General features: G+C 41.9%; 1 rRNA gene. It reads left to right on the plus strand.

Annotated features, from left to right (window positions below):
* The first annotated feature begins 290 nt into the window (after positions 1-290).
* Positions 291-406: ribosomal RNA gene (gene rrf, locus ACWXWT_RS20605) — 5S ribosomal RNA — on the plus strand.
* Positions 407-639: the final 233 nt, after the last annotated feature.

The following is a 639-nucleotide window of genomic DNA, read 5'->3' on the forward strand; positions in this document are numbered from 1 at the left end:
AGGCAAGGTGTGTAAGCGTTGTGAGGCGTTGAGCTAACTTGTACTAATGACCCGTGAGGCTTAACCATACAACCCAGATGGGTTTTACTGACCTTAGTGTTAGAATAGAGCGCTTAAGCAGTGCGAGGCCTCAAGTACGCTTTAATAAAGCAAATCAGCTTTTCGAATTATTATTTAATGCATCAAGAATAATGCGTTAGATAAAGGAGCAATTTATCAAATACATCCGTGTATTTGACCCTAACGGGCCGCACTAAAGTGCGTTAAAAATTTGTTCCGTACAATTTTTGTCTGGAAACCATAGAGCTGTGGCACCACCTGATCCCATTCCGAACTCAGAAGTGAAACACAGTATCGCCGATGGTAGTGTGGGGTCTCCCCATGCGAGAGTAGGTCATTTCCAGGCGCCTAATACGTTAAAAAGCCCGTTGCTTATGCAACGGGCTTTTTCGTTTGTGTGAATGACATTGATAGCGCCTTCATTCGTCATTATGGCCAATTTTTTATACGATTTATACCAATTATGATTAAAGTCTTCCCAGATTTGCCCAGTCTCTTTGGCATAGTTTTCTCACTCGGCTTTTACACGATATGAATCTATTCCACGCTAGACAGCAATACTCGACAATTTCGTTGTAA

The sequence above is a fragment of the Shewanella sp. A22 genome (assembly GCF_053850585.1).